Annotated in this window: 17 protein-coding genes; 6 read left to right on the top strand and 11 right to left on the bottom strand. The window is 65.3% G+C overall.

The window, feature by feature from the left end; translation table 11 throughout:
- Positions 1-89: 89 nt before the first annotated feature.
- The 5 genes from FNZ56_RS02910 to FNZ56_RS02890 are packed head-to-tail and all read right to left on the bottom strand — an operon-like array spanning position 90 to position 2,005.
- On the bottom strand, positions 90-299 hold the full coding sequence (locus FNZ56_RS02910) for a major capsid protein (RefSeq protein WP_143878415.1): 210 nt from the start codon (positions 297-299) through the stop codon (positions 90-92).
- A gap of 41 nt (positions 300-340) precedes the next feature.
- Positions 341-532 carry a hypothetical protein gene (locus tag FNZ56_RS02905; RefSeq protein ID WP_143878414.1) on the bottom strand — a complete coding sequence of 64 codons (192 nt, stop codon included), beginning with the start codon at positions 530-532 and terminating at the stop codon, positions 341-343.
- 3 nt (positions 533-535) lie between these two features.
- Positions 536-820: a hypothetical protein gene (locus tag FNZ56_RS02900; RefSeq protein ID WP_185970777.1), complete on the bottom strand. Its 285-nt coding sequence runs from the start codon at positions 818-820 to the stop codon at positions 536-538.
- A gap of 23 nt (positions 821-843) precedes the next feature.
- Positions 844-1,827 carry a replication initiation factor domain-containing protein gene (locus FNZ56_RS02895; protein WP_185970776.1) on the bottom strand — a complete coding sequence of 328 codons (984 nt, stop codon included), beginning with the start codon at positions 1,825-1,827 and terminating at the stop codon, positions 844-846.
- On the bottom strand, positions 1,820-2,005 hold the full coding sequence (locus FNZ56_RS02890) for a hypothetical protein (RefSeq protein WP_143878411.1): 186 nt from the start codon (positions 2,003-2,005) through the stop codon (positions 1,820-1,822). The genes FNZ56_RS02895 and FNZ56_RS02890 overlap by 8 nt, the downstream gene beginning before the upstream one ends.
- Positions 2,006-2,311: 306 nt before the next feature.
- On the opposite strand from FNZ56_RS02890, the gene FNZ56_RS02885 reads away from it, so the two are divergent.
- The gene (locus tag FNZ56_RS02885; RefSeq protein ID WP_143878410.1) at positions 2,312-2,668 is read left to right on the top strand and encodes a bacteriophage CI repressor; all 357 of its coding nucleotides are present in this window, start codon (positions 2,312-2,314) and stop codon (positions 2,666-2,668) included.
- A gap of 236 nt (positions 2,669-2,904) precedes the next feature.
- Here the strand turns inward: FNZ56_RS02885 and FNZ56_RS02880 are convergent, their stop codons facing one another.
- From FNZ56_RS02880 to FNZ56_RS02865, 4 genes are all read right to left on the bottom strand, one after another.
- Entirely contained in the window at positions 2,905-4,257 is a 1,353-nt protein-coding gene (locus FNZ56_RS02880; protein ID WP_143878409.1) for a replication-associated recombination protein A, read from the bottom strand.
- Between the two features lie 39 nt (positions 4,258-4,296).
- Complete coding sequence (gene lolA, locus FNZ56_RS02875; RefSeq protein WP_407070497.1) at positions 4,297-4,920, bottom strand: outer membrane lipoprotein chaperone LolA; 624 nt, start codon at positions 4,918-4,920, stop codon at positions 4,297-4,299.
- An 86-nt stretch (positions 4,921-5,006) separates the two neighbouring features.
- Positions 5,007-7,289: a DNA translocase FtsK gene (locus FNZ56_RS02870; RefSeq protein WP_246064773.1), complete on the bottom strand. Its 2,283-nt coding sequence runs from the start codon at positions 7,287-7,289 to the stop codon at positions 5,007-5,009.
- 133 nt (positions 7,290-7,422) lie between these two features.
- A complete protein-coding gene (locus FNZ56_RS02865) occupies positions 7,423-8,490 on the bottom strand; it encodes an alanine dehydrogenase (RefSeq protein ID WP_143878406.1) in 1,068 nt (355 codons plus the stop codon).
- A gap of 139 nt (positions 8,491-8,629) precedes the next feature.
- On the opposite strand from FNZ56_RS02865, the gene trxB reads away from it, so the two are divergent.
- The 4 genes from trxB to infA all read left to right on the top strand — a co-directional run bounded on the left by trxB (position 8,630) and on the right by infA (position 11,759).
- Complete coding sequence (gene trxB / locus FNZ56_RS02860) at positions 8,630-9,583, top strand: thioredoxin-disulfide reductase (protein WP_143878405.1); 954 nt, start codon at positions 8,630-8,632, stop codon at positions 9,581-9,583.
- Complete coding sequence (locus FNZ56_RS02855; protein WP_143878404.1) at positions 9,583-10,710, top strand: GNAT family N-acetyltransferase; 1,128 nt, start codon at positions 9,583-9,585, stop codon at positions 10,708-10,710. The genes trxB and FNZ56_RS02855 overlap by 1 nt, the downstream gene beginning before the upstream one ends.
- A complete protein-coding gene (gene aat, locus FNZ56_RS02850) occupies positions 10,707-11,459 on the top strand; it encodes a leucyl/phenylalanyl-tRNA--protein transferase (RefSeq protein ID WP_143878403.1) in 753 nt (250 codons plus the stop codon). Before FNZ56_RS02855 ends, aat begins: the two co-directional genes overlap by 4 nt.
- 81 nt (positions 11,460-11,540) lie before the next feature.
- On the top strand, positions 11,541-11,759 hold the full coding sequence (gene infA / locus FNZ56_RS02845; RefSeq protein ID WP_143878402.1) for a translation initiation factor IF-1: 219 nt from the start codon (positions 11,541-11,543) through the stop codon (positions 11,757-11,759).
- Between the two features lie 77 nt (positions 11,760-11,836).
- Here infA and clpA read toward each other — a convergent pair whose 3' ends face one another.
- Complete coding sequence (gene clpA, locus FNZ56_RS02840) at positions 11,837-14,113, bottom strand: ATP-dependent Clp protease ATP-binding subunit ClpA (protein WP_143878401.1); 2,277 nt, start codon at positions 14,111-14,113, stop codon at positions 11,837-11,839.
- Between the two features lie 67 nt (positions 14,114-14,180).
- Positions 14,181-14,501: an ATP-dependent Clp protease adapter ClpS gene (clpS, locus tag FNZ56_RS02835; protein WP_143878400.1), complete on the bottom strand. Its 321-nt coding sequence runs from the start codon at positions 14,499-14,501 to the stop codon at positions 14,181-14,183.
- Positions 14,502-14,613: 112 nt separating this feature from the next.
- Between clpS and FNZ56_RS02830 the strand changes: the two genes are divergently transcribed.
- Positions 14,614-15,090, top strand: a complete 477-nt coding sequence (locus FNZ56_RS02830) for a hypothetical protein (RefSeq protein ID WP_143878399.1) — start codon at positions 14,614-14,616, stop codon at positions 15,088-15,090.

The raw sequence follows: 15,090 nt of genomic DNA, 5'->3' as shown, positions 1-15,090 counted from the left end.
CATCGCGGCGAGGAAAAAGAGAACCAGCCAGCCGTCCATTGAAAGTATCCGAGAGGAGAAAAGAATGGGCGCCGACTCGCCCAGGACGATCAACCGCGGCGGATCAGCTTGAGCGCGCGGACAGCCCAGATCGCGACGCCGAACGCGATGGCGACGGCGACGGCCGCGGTCTGGCCATCGGTGATGGCCGAGGTGATCGCGGTGGTATCCGGCGCGGCAGCGAAGGCAAGACCGGGGGACAGCGCGACCAGCACGCCTGCGACCTTCGCAAGGCGGGCACCTTTGTTGACACAGAACATTCGAAACTCCCTTCTACCCTGCCCTAGCGAAATGCCGGGCTTCATTGGGTCTTTTTTCCGATGATCTTCACGACCATCACGGCGACGAGCGCGCCGAGGAATGCGTACGCAATCGTCTGCGCGTCGTCGATGGAAAGAGGCGGCACCAACGAAGGCGCTTCGACCCATGCCGTTGTCGTGCACGATCCGCCGGGTGCCGGCGGCGGATCGTCCAGGCAGGTGAGCGTCTGCATGGCTTAGGCCGCTTTCGCTGCAGCAGGCTTCAAGGGAACCAGCGGAAGGCGGCGAGCGAGCTTGAGGTCGCCGAAGTCACCGACCGAAATCGCGTCCTCGAGGTCGAGCGTGTATTCACCGACCGGGAACGGCTCGTTTTTGCCGATGTCGATGCGAACGGTCTGCCGGAACTTCGCGCATTCCGCCGTGGCTTCCTGCGTACGGATGACACCGCTGCGACCGTCAGGCTTCGACCATGATTTTTCGTCGGTAGCGGGATTGAACGGCTTGGTGATGGTGACTTTCATTTTCATGCTGCCTTGTCGAGTGATTAAGAAAGTTGCGTTCGAACCAGTGATGCAAGGTCGCCTGTGGTGCGCTTGAATCGTCCAGGGCGACCGGGCCGGACAACGTTTTTGAGCAGGTACTCAACGGCTTCATCGCCGAGCGCATCCATGACCAGATGCAGCGCCGTGCCGGCTTGCGTACGCAGGAAACGCACCATCGCCTTCGCACTGGCATTGACCATTTGTTCCTTGACTTGCAGGCGCTCCGCTTCACCAACCACGAAAGCGGCGAGCGCCGGGTATGCGCCAGCGAAATAGATGCCGGGATTGCGGAGGGCATCGTTCGGAAGATCGATTCGCTTCGCGTACAGGCGCAACTCGCAACGCGTGTAGAGCGAATCCGGGTCGCCGAGCTGCTTGCCTTTTTCGTAGACGTTGAGCTGCTTGTGGCCCTTCTGGCCGATGTAAAGGCTGCATCCCTTGTTGCTGCCGAGGTCATCGACGAAGGACGCGGACGGCGGGCGACCGTTGCACATGAATTCACCTGCGGTATGGAGATCGCGGAAGGTCTGGAGATTGAAAAATTCGCCGGTCAGGTCATCGACCGCGATGTCGCAACGCGAGAGACGCGCGTCGATGAAGTCCAGGTTGTCGGCGACCGAAGGCCAGTGCGGGACGTGCTGGCACCCCTGCCCTGTCAAGCTGATGCACATACGACCGTCATCGCCGAAGCCGATCCGGCCGCACACCGAGCCGGTGTCATCGACCATGACCGCAGATCGCGGGTAGAAATTGAACGGCTTATCGGTGATGGCACCGACCGCGATCCCCTGCCCCACATGGAACAGGTCGCGGAGGACTTGAGCCGGCGAACGCTTGCGCATGTAGACGCGAGCTTTTTCGCTGTCCAGAACCACGGTGCAAAAATCAATGATTGGCGCGCTCAGGGAGGACTTTTGGCCCGTGTTACTGTTCGGGCCCTGCCGGCTGTTGCCGGCACCGAGCGGTGAAAAGGTGCCATCAGGCATTGCATTGCTCCCGGCAAATGCGTTCCTCGACCTCGGCCTCGCAGGCGGCGAGGTAGATGCCGGCCCACAGGTCGTAACCATCGTCGTCGCGGGTGAAGAGGTCGCCCTGGGCGAGGTGCACGAAGGCCTGTTCCTTCGCCATGCGTGCACCGCGTTCGGAGTCAGTGATGCGGCTCACCGAGACGCTCGCTTCACACGGAGACGGATCACAAGCGCGATATGCGCTGCAGCAATTTTCCGGCCCTGCCGCTTGGCCTTGCGGTAACGCTTGTCGAGCTCGAGCAACCCTTGCTTCATCCCCTGCCCTCCCCGGCTTTGAGAAAGGCCCCGGCTGGGATGGGACGGGTCGGATCGTGTCCTCGCCGTAGGGGAGTCGGCCCCCGACCCACCGAGCCCCAGCCGGGGCGTGCTTATTGCCTAGAGTCGCTAGGCAGCGGGGACTGTATAAAGGGGCTAGGCAGCTATGTCAACAGGGTATAGGCACATGGAACTTAGCGACATCATCGACCAGGCGAAAATCACAGCTGGGGTCGAGAGTGACCGAGCTTTCGCAAAACACCTGAAGGTTAGCCACGGAACGGTATCGAACTGGCGCGTAGGCCGAGTGCTGCCCGACGCAGTCAGCTGCGAAAGATTGGCCGGATTGACCGGAATCCCCCTAGCGAAGGTGCTGGGGATCGTGGGCGAGGCGCGGGCGATATCCCGCGAGGAGAAAGCGGTTTGGAGGAAGCTGGCCGCGAGTGCGGTTGCAGTCATTCTGATGTTTACATCGTCGGCGAACTTCGCCGTACATGCAGAAACTTCGTCGATAACGGCGAAAAATGCATCTTATGTAAATTAAAGAATGACCAATCCCGCCCAAGGAGCCTGAACTATGCCTACCTGTGGCGATCTACCTCGCCTCAGCCTATAACGAGGCTGACGCATGGCTGGGCTCTATCAGGTCAGCCCGACTGGCGAACGCCTGATGCCGGAACGCTTGCGCGGAATCATGTTCGTAGAAAGCCATCGGCCGAAACGGCATATCGAAACCATGGTGACGCTCTTGCCGCCTTGCCGCGACGCTGAATCGCAGCGTCAGCTTTTCCTGTCGCCTGCTTCTTCGCGCGCCGCCCGCAACCGATCCAGCTTTTCCTTGAGCCTGGCTTCCATGCCGGCTTCGGTCGGCTGGTAGTACACGCGTTCGCCCATGGCATCGGGGAATCCGGTCTGGTCCAGCGCCACGCCGCCAGCGACATCGTGGTCGTACTGGTAGCCGCTGCCGTAGCCGAGCTGCTTCATCAGCTTCGTCGGCGCATTGCGAATGTGAATCGGCACGTCCTGCGTGCCGTATTCGGCCACGTCGCGCTTCGCCTCGCCAAAGGCCTTGTACGCCGCGTTGGATTTCGCCGTGCTGGCGAGATAGATCGCCAATTGCGCCAGCGCGAGATCGCCTTCGGGCGAACCGAGCCGGTCGTAGGTGTCCCATGCCTCGATCGCCATTTGCAGCGCGCGCGGATCGGCAAGTCCAATATCCTCGACCGCCATGCGTGTGAGTCGCCGCGCGAGATAACCCGGATCGCAGCCGCCATCGAGCATGCGCGCCAGCCAATACAACGCGGCATCCGGGTTGGAACTGCGCACGCATTTGTGCAGCGCCGAGATCTGGTCGTAGAACTGCTCGCCGCCCTTGTCGAAACGCCGGCTGCGATCGGCCAGCACTTGCTCCAGCGTAGCGTTCGTGATCGTGCCGCCCTCCCCCGCCAGGTCGGCGGCGATTTCGAGGAAGGTCAGGCCACGGCGCACGTCGCCGTCGGCGGCGCGCGAGATCAGCAGCAATTGTTCGTCGCCGATGTGCAGTTCGCGTTCGCCGATGCCGCGTTCCGCATCATCGAGCGCGCGCCGCAAGGTCACGGCGATGTCATCGGCGCTCGCCGCTTCCATCACGTGCACGCGACAGCGCGACAGCAGCGCGGAATTCAGTTCGAACGACGGATTTTCGGTGGTCGCGCCGACGAACAGGATCGTCCCGCGTTCGATGTGCGGCAGGAAGGCGTCCTGCTGCGCCTTGTTGAAGCGGTGCACCTCGTCCACGAACAGCACCGTGCGCCGGCCTTCGGCGAATCGCCGCGCGGCCTCGGCGAGCACTTGCCGCACTTCCGGCAAGCCGGAAAGTACGGCGGAAATCGCGCGGAAATCGGCGTCGGCGTATTTCGCCAGCAACAGCGCCAGCGTGGTCTTGCCGCAGCCCGGCGGTCCCCACAGCACCATCGAATGCACGTGGCCGGATTCGATCGAACGCCGAAGCGCGGCGCCCGGTGCGAGCAAACGTCGCTGCCCGACCATCTCGTCCAGGTCGCGCGGACGCATGCGCTCGGCCAGTGGGCGCGAGGCATCGCGATCCACGGTCAGCAGATCCGGGTCGTCGAATTGCGGTTCACGCTTCGCCATGCGCCGACGATAGCAAGCCGCGGTCGCTTCCGGCGCGAATCAGCCCTCGCCGCCGACCACATCCACATCCTTGGGCGGCACATAGGTGAAGGTGCCGCGGCCGAAGGACGGATTCCGCACCCACTTCGCGAACACGATTTCGGTGCGCTGGCCGAGCAGGTCGGTGAAACTCATGCGGTTCAGGCCATTGCCGTCGAAACCCAGGCGCGCAGATTCGAAACTGGCGTTGTCCTTGTCGCGCGGGGTCAGCGTCAGCCAATCGAGGCCGCCATCACTGCCGGCTTCGGCGACGAGGTAATCCTTGTCCAGCTTCGCCGGGTCGATCAATGCCGCGAGCGGGCTATTGCTCTCGGCCGCGCCCTGCATGCGTTTCGTCACCTGCTTGAGGTCCGGGTCGTAGACCCACACGGTCTTGCCGTCGGCGACGATCAGTTGCGGATACGGCTTGACGTATTCCCAGCGGAACAGGCGCGGCGCCGACAGCGACACGCGGCCGGTCGAATATTCCTTCTTCGCGCCGTTGCTGTCGTACACGGTCTGCGCGAAACCGCCCTGCAGGCCCTTGAGCCCGTGGGTGAAGGCATCGAGATCGTCGCGCGCCCCAGCATTGGCGGTGGTCGCAACCAGGATCGCGGCGATGCCGAGCATGGTGGAAAGGCGCATCGAAGTGCTCCGTGTGTGCATGGATGCAGTGTGTCGATTCGAAGCTGAATGCGTGGCGAAGCGTGCCCTCCCCCGCTTGGAGGCATTCAGTCGCGTGGCGGTGGTGGCGCGAGCACGCTGCGATCGCCGTTGTGCTCGGGCGGCGTCACCACGCCCGCGGCTTCCATCGCCTCGATCAGTCGCGCGGCGCGGTTGTAGCCGATCTTCAGGCGCCGCTGCACGCCGGAAATCGACGCGCGCCGGGTTTCGGTCACGATGCGCACCGCCTCGTCATAGAGCGGATCGGATTCGTCGCCTGCGGAGTGCGATTCGGGAAGTCCGGTCGCGCCGACCACCACGCCCTCGCCCATCGGCTGCACTTCCTCGAGCACGCCTTCGATGTAATCCGGCCCGGTGCTGGACTGCTTGAGGTGTTCGACCACGCGGTGCACTTCCTCGTCGCTGACGAAGGCGCCGTGGATGCGTTCGGGCACCGCCGTTCCCGGCGGCAGGTACAGCATGTCGCCGTTGCCGAGCAGCGTTTCCGCGCCGCTCTGGTCGAGGATGGTGCGCGAATCGATCTTGCTCGAGACCTGGAACGCGATGCGCGTGGGGATGTTGGCCTTGATCAGGCCGGTGATGACGTCCACCGACGGCCGTTGCGTGGCGAGGATCAGGTGCATGCCGGCGGCGCGCGACTTCTGCGCCAGCCGCGCGATCAGTTCCTCGACCTTCTTGCCGACGATCATCATCATGTCGGCGAATTCGTCGATGAACACGACGATGTACGGCAACGGTTCCAACTGGCGCGGCGCCTCGCCCAGGTCGGCATTGGGCTTGAACAGCGGGTCCAGCAGCGGCTGGCCGGCGTCCTGCGCGTCCTTCACCTTCTTGTTGAAGCCGGAGAGGTTGCGCACGCCGAGGATGCTCATCAGCTTGTAGCGGCGCTCCATCTCCGCCACGCACCAGCGCAGGCCGTTCGCGGCCTCCTTCATGTCGGTCACGACCGGTGCGAGCAGGTGCGGGATGCCCTGGTAGACGCTGAGTTCCAGCATCTTCGGGTCGATCATCAGCATGCGCACGTCGGCCGGAGAGGCCTTGTACAGCAGGCTGAGCACCATCGCGTTGACCGCGACCGACTTGCCCGAACCGGTGGTGCCGGCGACCAGCAGGTGCGGCATGCGTGCAAGATCCGCAACCGTCGGGCGCCCGGCGATGTCCTTGCCCAGCGCCAGCGTCAGCGGGCTGCCGGACTTGTCGTATTCCTTGGAGCGCAGCAACTCGCTGAGGTAGATCATCTCGCGGTGCGTGTTCGGCGTTTCCAGGCCGATCACCGACTTGCCCGGGATCACGTCGACCACGCGCACCGACTTCACGCTCAGGCCGCGCGCGATGTCCTTGTCCAGCGAACTGATCTGGCTGACCTTCACGCCGGGCGCCGGCTGCACTTCGAAACGGGTGATGACCGGGCCGGGGTAGGCGCCGACGACCTCGGCATCGATGCGGAAATCCTTGAGCTTGAATTCGATCTGCCGCGACAGCGTTTCCAGCGTGTCCTCGTCGTAGCCCTTGGCCTGCGGCTTGGGATCGTCGAGCAGCGCCAGCGGCGGGATGCCGGAACCGTCGCCGACGTGGAACAGCGGGATCTGCTGCTCGCGCTTGGCGCGATCGCTCTTCTCCACCGCCGGTGGCGCGGGCGGTTCGATCTTCACCGGCGTGCGTTTCGCGCGCAGTTCGGTGTCGATGCGCCGGGTTTCCTCGCGTTCGACCCGCATTTCGCGGGCGTCGTGCCATTCGACCGCCTGCTGGGTCTTTTGCCGGAAGCGCGCCGGGATCGCCAGCACCTGCTTGCCGATCCAGTCCATCACCGCCAGCCACGACAAACCGGTGGCGAGGGTGATCGAGACCAGCAGCAGCGCGAGCAGGAACAGGTTGCCGCCGACCGGGCCAAAGCCGCGGTACAGCGAATTGCCGACCAGTCGGCCGAGGATGCCGCCGCTGCCGGCGGAGAAGTCCACCGCATTGCCGATGCGCAGCGCCAACAACCCGGTCGCGGACACGAGGAAGCCGACGATGCCCACCAGCCGGAACGCCGGACCGAGGTCGGCATCGCCGTCGCCATCGCTGTCCATGCCGAACAGCGCGATCCACGCGACGGCGCCCAGCACCACGGGCAGCAGGTAGGCGACGTAGCCGGTCAGGTAGAACAGCACGTCGGCGAGGAATGCGCCGATGCGCCCGCCCCAGTTGTGCAGTTCGCTGGTCACCCCGCCCGATTGCGACCAGCCGGGATCGGCCGACGAATAGGTCAACAGGCTGGCGATGAGGAACAGCACCACGCACACGACCGGGATCATCGCGATGTCGCGCCACAGCCGGTGCTGGCGCAGGCGCGCGAGCCGGCCGGGCGCCTGCGGAGCAGGCTCCGCGGCGCGGCTGCGCTTGCTGCGGGTCGAATCCTGGATCGGGCGGGCCACCGTGCGATCTTGCCTTAGAAATATCCCCTAGGCCATTGATCGTACGTCAAAACTTCATGCCCTGCAGCGCCGGATGGATGATTTTCCCACCTTCGACATTGATGCCCTTCACCAGCGCCTCGTTGCCGCGCCAGTCGCCCGAGGCGAGCTTGTTCACCCACGGCAGGATCGCCGCGCAGATCGCCTGCGAGGAGGTTTGCGGCACGGCGCCCGGCATATTGGTCACGCAGAAGTGGGTCACGCCCTCCTCCACGTAGGTCGGGTCCTTCCAGGTGGTCGGGCGCGAGGTCTCGAAGCAACCGCCCTGGTCGATGGCGATGTCGACCACGACCGAACCGTCTTCCATGTCCTTGAGCATTTCGCGGGTCATCACGTGCGGGGCCTTGGCGCCGGTGATCAGCACCGCGCCGATGACGAGGTCGGCGCGCGCCACTTCGCGCGCGACCACGTCGTGGTAGGGATACAGCGCGGTGACGTTGTTGCCGAGCCGCATCATTTCGTCCATGCGGTCTTCGCGCATTTCGAACACGGTGACATTGGCTCCGCCCGCGGCCGCGAGCGCGGCGGAAGCGCCGCCCGCGCGGCCCGCGCCGAACACGACCACGCGGCCACGCTCGGTCGCGGCCAGGCCGCCGAGCAGCTTGCCCTTGCCGCCCATGGGCTGGTGCAGCAAATGAGTGCCGACCTGCACGCCGATCTTGCCGGCGATCACCGACATCGGCGCCAGCAGCGGCAGGTCGCCGTTGGGCAGTTCCACGGTTTCGAACGCGACGCCGGTCAGGCCGATGTCCAGCAGGCGCTTGGTCAGTTCCGGCTCCGCGGCCAGGTGCAGGTAGCAGAACAGCAAGTGGTCCTTGCGCAGCAGCGCGAGGTCGCCGGCGATCGGTTCCTTGACCTTCACGATCAGCTCGCCCTTCTCGTACAGCGCGGCGGCGTCGGGCGCGATCTTCACCCCGAGCTTGGTGTACTGCTCGTCCTTGAAGCCGGACTTCACGCCCGCGTCCTTTTCGATCCACACCTCGTGCCCGCGCTTGACCAGGTCGCCGGCGGCGGCCGGCACCAGCGCGACGCGCCCTTCGAGGGTCTTGGTTTCCTTCGGTACGCCGATGCGCATGGTTCGTTCCCTTCAGTGGTGTGGATGGGCGACAGCGTTGCAGCCATCGCGCCTTGTGCCGCGGCGATCCCGCCTCCAAGCTATGCGCTGGATGCGGAATGCCTGTTCCGCGAAATTATAGAGCCTCGACTCCAGCCCCATGAACCCGACCAAGCACACGCGCCTCCTCATCCTCGGTTCCGGCCCGGCCGGCTGGACCGCCGCCGTCTATGCCGCCCGCGCCAACCTGAAGCCGGTCGTGGTCACCGGCCTGCAGATGGGCGGTCAGCTGATGACCACGACCGAAGTCGACAACTGGCCGGGCGATGCGCACGGGCTGATGGGCCCGGACCTGATGGCGCGGATGCAGGCGCACGCGGAGCGTTTCGAAACGGAAGTGGTATTCGACCACATCCATACCGCCGACCTGTCCAAACGCCCGTTCCGCCTGGTCGGCGACAGCGGCGAATACACCTGCGACGCGCTGGTGATTGCTACTGGCGCCACCGCCAAGTACCTCGGCATCCCGTCGGAAGAGGAATACAAGGGCCGCGGTGTCTCCGCCTGCGCGACCTGCGACGGGTTCTTCTACAAGGACCAGGACGTGGCGGTGATCGGCGGAGGCAACACCGCGGTCGAGGAAGCGCTGTACCTGTCGAACATCGCGCGCAAGGTCTACCTCGTGCACCGCCGCGACACGCTGCGAGCCGAGAAGATCATGCAGGACAAGCTGTTCGCGAAGATCGAGAGCGGCAAGATCGAGGCGGTCTGGCACCACACCGTGGACGAAGTGCTGGGTAACGACGCCGGCGTGACTGGCATGCGCCTGAAGTCGGTGCAGGACGGCAGCACCCGCGAGATCCCGGTGCACGGGTTCTTCGTCGCCATCGGCCATTCGCCGAACACGCAGTTGTTCGAAGGCCAGCTGGCGATGAAGAACGGCTACCTCACCATCAACACCGGGCTCGGCGGCAACGCGACGCAGACCTCGGTGCAGGGCGTGTTCGCCGCCGGCGACGTCGCCGACCAGGTCTATCGGCAGGCGATCACCTCGGCCGGCTTCGGCTGCATGGCTGCGCTCGATGCCGAGAAGTTCCTGGACGAAGACCACTGATGCCGACGGCGCGCATTCACCGCGCGCTGTCCGAAATTCCCGCCGCCGCCTGGGATGCGCTGCACGACGGGCGCAATCCGTTCGTGTCGCACGCGTTTTTCGCTGGCCTCGAGGAAACTGGTTGCCTGCGCGAAGAATGGGGTTGGACGCCCTGTCATGTCGGCCTGTGGAATGGCGATGAGTTGATCGCCGCGGCGCCGGGCTATCTCAAGACCAATTCGCACGGCGAATTCGTGTTCGACCACGCCTGGGCGCATGCCTACGCGCAGCACGGGCTGGATTACTTCCCGAAATGGCTGGGCGCGGTGCCCTACTCGCCCGTCACCGGCCCGCGCCTGCTGGCGCGCGACGATTCGCTGCGTCGACAGTTGCTCGAAGCCATCGTCGGTTTTGCCCAACAGGCTGGGTTGTCCTCCGCGCACGTGAATTTCCACGAAGACCGCGAAGACGCCCTGTTCGATTCCGACTGGGTGCCGCGCGAGGACGTGCAGTATCACTGGCGCAGCGATGCCGGCTGGAGGTCGTTCGACGATTTCCTCGCGGCGATGGACCACAAGCATCGCAAGAACATCCGCCAGGAACGCCGCAAAGTGGCCGAAGCCGGCATCGAGTTCCGCATCGTGCATGGCGATGAGGCGAGCGAGGGCGACCTCGCCGCGATGCACGGCTTCTACCTGCGCACCTTCGTCGACTACGGCAATTCGCCAGCGCTGACGCTGGAGTTCCTGCACCACCTCGCCCGCACGATGCCGCGGCAGATCGTGCTCGTGCTTGGCGAACGCAACGGCGAACCGATCTCCGGCGCGCTGTGTTTGCGTGGCGGCGACGTGCTTTACGGTCGCTACTGGGGCGCATCGGAACAGGTGCCGGGACTGCATTTCGAGACCTGCTACTACCAGGGCATCGACTACTGCCTGCGCGAAGGCCTGTCGCGGTTCGAGCCCGGTGCGCAGGGCGAGCACAAGATCGCGCGCGGGTTCCTTCCCGCGGTCGTGCGCAGCCGGCACTGGATCGCCGACCCGCGCTTCGCCGTCGCCTTGCGCGACTGGTGCCGCGACGAACGCCGCGGCGTGCGCGATTACGCCGCGATGCTGGCCTCGCGTTCGCCATTCAAGGCGGCCAAATGAGCCTGCGCCTGCCCGTGCTCGACATCGATCCGGCGTCGCCGTTCCCGCCGGCGGATTCGGCGCTGCGAGAGCCCGACGGCCTGCTCGCGATGGGCGGCGACCTCTCGCCGCAACGGCTGCTCAACGCCTATGCGCACGGCATCTTCCCGTGGTTCTCGGATGGCCAGCCGATCCTGTGGTGGTCGCCGGATCCGCGCACGTTGTTCCGCAGCGATGGCGTGCATCTGTCCTCGCGAATGCGCCGGCAGTTCCGCCGCAGCGTCTGGCGGATCGTCGCCGACCACGATTTCGACGCGGTGATCTCCGCCTGCGCGGCCATGCCGCGCCCCGGCCAGGACGGTACATGGATCACTTCGGAAATGCAGGCTGCGTATTCCGAACTGCACCGCCTCGGCCACGCGCATTCGATCGAGGTGCGCGACGGTGATCGCATGGTCGGCGGACTCTATGGCGTGGCCATCGGCCGGATGTTCTTCGGCGAGAGCATGTTCAGCGCCGAACCCGGCGGTTCCAAGGCGGCACTCGCCGCGCTCGCACTGCGCTTGCGCGAATGGGGCTGGCCACTGTTCGACGCGCAGGTCGGCAATCCGCACCTCGCCACGCTCGGGGCCGAAGCCTGGCCACGCCCGCGCTTCCTTGCCGCCGTCGCGGAGCTGTGCTCGAAGCCGGAAAAGCCGGGGTCGTGGGCCGAGGCTTTCGGCGCTCTGCCGGCGCCGGAACTTGCCCGGCCCGGTTTCGACGCCGTTTAACAGGATTTTTGCAAGCCCCTGCCCCGCGTGTCAGAATGCCGCGCTTTCGGGCCCGGCGCGGGCCCCGTAACTAGGACCACAGTGGCAAAAGACGACGTCATCGAATTCGAGGGCACGATCTCCGAAACCCTCCCGAACACCATGTTCCGGGTGAAGCTGGAGAACGGCCACGAGATCATCGCCCACATTTCCGGGCGCATGCGCAAGAACTACATCCGCATCCTGACCGGCGACAAGGTCAAGGTGGAAATGACGCCCTACGACCTGACCAAGGGGCGCATCACGTATCGCCATCGTTGAGGCAGGCCATCGCTGATTTGCGATGACGCATGAAAAAGGTGGCCGGTGGCCGCCTTTTTCGTTTCAGCGAGTCGGCGTCATTCGACCACGGCCGGCAACAGCTTCTCCGGCTCCGGCTGCGCCTCGACCAACAGTTCGCCATCGCGGACATCGATGTTAACCCGGCCGCCGTTGGCGAGCTTGCCGAACAGGAGTTCGTCGGCGAGCGGGCGCTTGATCCGGTCCTGGATCAGCCGCGCCATCGGCCGCGCGCCCATCATCGGGTCGAAGCCGTTCTGCGCCAGCCAGTCGCGCGCGGCCGGCGTCGCCGAGAGGTTCACGCCCTTTTCGTGCAACTGGGTCTCGAGTTCGATCAGGAACTTGTCGACCACGCGCAGGATGTGTTCGAAGCCAAGCGCCTGGAACTGGACGATCGCGTCCAGCCGGTTGCGGAATTCCGGGCTGAAGCCGCGGCGGATGACTTCCATCGCGTCGGTGCTGTGGTCCTGCGTGGTGAAGCCGATGCTGCGCCGCGCGGCCTGCGCCGCGCCCGCGTTCGTGGTCATCACCAGGATCACGTTGCGGAAGTTCGCCTCGCGGCCGTTGGTATCGGTCAGCACGCCGCGGTCCATCACCTGCAACAGGATGTTGAAGATATCCGGGTGAGCCTTCTCGACCTCGTCCAGCAGCAGCACGCAGTGCGGCGTCTTGACGATCTTCTCGGTCAGCAGGCCGCCCTGGTCGAAACCGACGTAGCCCGGCGGCGCGCCGATCAGGCGGCTCACCGAATGCGGTTCCATGTATTCGCTCATGTCGAAACGGACCAGCTCGATGCCGAGTTGCAGCGCGAGCTGCTTGGTCACCTCGGTCTTGCCCACGCCGGTGGGCCCGGCGAACAGGAAGTTGCCGATCGGCTTGTCCGGGTTGCCGAGCCCGCTGCGCGCGAGCTTGATCGCGGAGGACAGCGTCTCGATCGCCGGGTCCTGGCCGAAGATCACCATCTTCAGGTTGCGCTCGAGGTGTTGCAGCACGTCCTTGTCGGAAGTGCTGACCTGCTTGGCCGGGATCCGCGCCATCTTGGCGACGATGGTCTCGATTTCCTCGACGTCGATCAGGCTCTTGCGCGTTTCCGGCGGCAGCAGCCTTTGACGGGCACCCGCTTCGTCGATCACGTCGATGGCCTTGTCCGGCAGCAGGCGGTCGCCGATGTGCTTCACCGACAGGTCCACCGCGGCCTTGATCGCCTCGTCGGCGTAGCTCACGCCGTGGTGCTGTTCGTAGCGCGGCTTCAGGCCCTGCAGGATCTCCACCGCCTCGCCCACCGTCGGTTCGACGATGTCGATCTTCTGGAAGCGCCGCGCCAGCGCGCGGTCCTTTTCGAAGATGCCGCGGTACTCCTCGAACGTGGTCGAGCCGATGCAGCGCAGTTCGCCCGAAGCCAGCGCGGGCTTGATCAGGTTGGAAGCGTCCATCGTCCCGCCCGAGGCGGAACCGGCGCCGATGATGGTGTGGATCTCGTCGATGAAGAGAATCGCGTTCGGCATCTTCTTCAGCTGCGCGAGCACGGCCTTCAGCCGCTTCTCGAAATCGCCGCGGTACTTGGTGCCAGCGACCAGCGCGCCGAGGTCCAGCGCGTAGATGGTCGCGTCCATCAGCACCGCTGGCACGTCGCCTTCCACGATGCGCTTGGCCAGGCCCTCGGCGAGCGCGGTCTTGCCGACGCCGGCCTCGCCGACGTACAGCGGATTGTTCTTGCGCCGGCGGCAGAGCACCTGGATGGTGCGTTCGACTTCGTCGGCGCGGCCGACCAGCGGGTCGATGCGGCCCTCGACCGCGAGCTGGTTGAGATTGCTGGCGAATTCCAGCAACGCATCGCCCTTGGCCTCGCCTTCCTGCTCGCCATCGGCCTTGCGCTCCTCGCCAGCCTCGTGGCCTTCCTCGCCGTGCTTGGCGATGCCGTGCGACAGGTAGTTGACGACGTCGAGCCGGGTCACGTCCTGCTGGTTGAGGTAATAGACCGCGTGCGAATCCTTTTCGCCGAAGATCGCGACCAGCACGTTGGCGCCGGTGACTTCCTTCCGACCGGATGACTGCACGTGGTAGACCGCGCGCTGCAGCACGCGCTGGAAGCCCAGCGTCGGCTGGGTGTCGCGCTCGATGTCGTCCTGCAGCACCGACACCGAATCGGCGATGGACTGTTCCAGGTCGGCACACAGGCGCGGGATGTCGGCGCTGGTGGCCTTGAGCACGGCCTCGGCGGACGGGTTGTCGAGCAGCGCGAGCAACAGGTGTTCGACCGTCATGTACTCGTGGCGCGCCTCGCGGGCGCGCTTGTAGCACTGGCCGATGGTGTGCTCGAGATCCTTGCTGAACATGGGCGTGAACCTCCAAAAAGCGATGGTCACGATGTGGGGGCGGCCACCGCCCCGGCACAAGTCCCTTCTACGCCTTTTCCATGGTGCAGAGCAGCGGATGCTGGTTCAACCTTGAATATTCGTTCACCTGCGCGACCTTGGACTCGGCTACCTCGCGGGTGTACAGGCCGCAGACGCCGCGGCCGCGGGTGTGGACGTGGAGCATGACCTGGGTCGCGCGCTCGATGTCCATGGCGAAGAAGCGCACCAGCACCTCGACCACGAAGTCCATCGGGGTGTAGTCGTCGTTGAGCAGCAGCACGCTGTACAGCGGCGGCCGCGCCAGTTCGGGCTTGGCGGTTTCCACCGCCAGGCCGTGTCCGTGCTCGTGGTCGCGTTCGGTGGGCATGCATCCATTTTACAGGCTGCCGCCGCGTGGCCGGCGATGGACGCCATCGCCGCGAGCCCGGACAATGACCGCGAACCCGGGACGGGGATCCCGGGGAAACCGGAGCAACGCCATGCGCCACGCCATCGTTTTCGCCGCCCTCGCCGCCGCCATTGCCTGCGCGCCCGGGCATGCGCGCGCCGCCGATGCCACGATCGAGTCCTTGCTCAAGCAGGCCGACACGCCTTACGAAGTCGACAAGGACGGCGATTACAAGATCGTGATCGAGTGGACCAAGGAAAAGCGCTCGCAACTGGTCTACGTCGGCGGCACGCCGGAAACCTTCGCCGACACGCCGGTGTACGACGTGTTCGCCCCGGCGCTGGCCGCGGGCGAAGATGGATTGAGCGCGGAAGACGCCAATGAACTGCTGAAGGCCAGCGGCAGCCTCAAGCTCGGCGCCTGGGAACTGCGCGGCGACGGTGCCTACTTCGCGATCAAGGTACCCGCGGGCAAGCTGACCGCCGAGCAGTTCGACAAGATCCTGTCGCTGGCGGCGGAAACCGCGGACAACTTCGAGCTCGAACATTCCGAATCGGACGACCTCTGA

Origin of the sequence: Lysobacter lycopersici (assembly GCF_007556775.1) — a bacterium.
Lineage (GTDB): Bacteria > Pseudomonadota > Gammaproteobacteria > Xanthomonadales > Xanthomonadaceae > Pseudoluteimonas > Pseudoluteimonas lycopersici.
The sequence above is the reverse complement of the archived record's forward strand: the minus strand, read 5'-3'. Positions and strand labels throughout refer to the sequence as shown.

Coding starts and splice junctions, on each gene's coding strand:
- FNZ56_RS02865 (WP_143878406.1), bottom strand. CDS start 8,490: ATGCGCATCGGCGTACCGAAGGAAACCAAGACCCTCGAAGGGCGCGTC.
- FNZ56_RS02855 (WP_143878404.1), top strand. CDS start 9,583: ATGCCGACGGCGCGCATTCACCGCGCGCTGTCCGAAATTCCCGCCGCC.
- clpA (WP_143878401.1), bottom strand. CDS start 14,113: ATGTTCAGCAAGGATCTCGAGCACACCATCGGCCAGTGCTACAAGCGC.
- lolA (WP_407070497.1), bottom strand. CDS start 4,920: ATGCGCCTTTCCACCATGCTCGGCATCGCCGCGATCCTGGTTGCGACC.
- FNZ56_RS02900 (WP_185970777.1), bottom strand. CDS start 820: ATGAAAGTCACCATCACCAAGCCGTTCAATCCCGCTACCGACGAAAAA.
- trxB (WP_143878405.1), top strand. CDS start 8,630: ATGAACCCGACCAAGCACACGCGCCTCCTCATCCTCGGTTCCGGCCCG.
- FNZ56_RS02905 (WP_143878414.1), bottom strand. CDS start 532: ATGCAGACGCTCACCTGCCTGGACGATCCGCCGCCGGCACCCGGCGGA.
- FNZ56_RS02830 (WP_143878399.1), top strand. CDS start 14,614: ATGCGCCACGCCATCGTTTTCGCCGCCCTCGCCGCCGCCATTGCCTGC.
- aat (WP_143878403.1), top strand. CDS start 10,707: ATGAGCCTGCGCCTGCCCGTGCTCGACATCGATCCGGCGTCGCCGTTC.
- clpS (WP_143878400.1), bottom strand. CDS start 14,501: ATGCCCACCGAACGCGACCACGAGCACGGACACGGCCTGGCGGTGGAA.
- FNZ56_RS02880 (WP_143878409.1), bottom strand. CDS start 4,257: ATGGCGAAGCGTGAACCGCAATTCGACGACCCGGATCTGCTGACCGTG.
- FNZ56_RS02895 (WP_185970776.1), bottom strand. CDS start 1,827: ATGCCTGATGGCACCTTTTCACCGCTCGGTGCCGGCAACAGCCGGCAG.
- FNZ56_RS02885 (WP_143878410.1), top strand. CDS start 2,312: ATGGAACTTAGCGACATCATCGACCAGGCGAAAATCACAGCTGGGGTC.
- FNZ56_RS02910 (WP_143878415.1), bottom strand. CDS start 299: ATGTTCTGTGTCAACAAAGGTGCCCGCCTTGCGAAGGTCGCAGGCGTG.